Raw genomic sequence first — 499 nt, forward strand, 5'->3', positions numbered from 1 at the left:
TTTAAACTTCACCCAACACAGCACATCTGTCAGACCTCCCCGGGTAAGAGCGGTAGCTTTCCTCCCATCTACCCGCCGCATTTACTACTTGAGGTTCGGGCAGTGAAAGGACTTTGTTTTGTCTAGCAAACTCGTCCGCCTCAAGACAGCCTTCTATGCGGTTCGTGTTCCTCGGGCCGGGAGTTTGCCTTAGGCTTCCTTCAGATTCCACCTCGCGATGGACACCCTTGCCCTCAGCTAATGGTTCCCACTGCCAAGCCCATAGCGGACTTTCACCGCCGAGTTACCGCCCATGCCGGGCGCACTAGCAATAAGCCCTGGATGGATGATCCAGAGCTATTTAGAGGAGCTACGTTTCTACCCCTATAAACCCCAACCCAAAGCTACGAACAGTAAGATAACCGATCCTCTATCTACCGAGGTTATGATTTTCTACGCATAACAGAGAAGGAGGGATAGGACGCTGGCAGGAGGTCTCAATCCTCTATCTACCGAGGTT

The organism is Candidatus Aquicultor secundus (genome assembly GCF_002791875.1).
GTDB classification, from domain to species: domain Bacteria; phylum Actinomycetota; class Aquicultoria; order Aquicultorales; family Aquicultoraceae; genus Aquicultor_A; species Aquicultor_A secundus.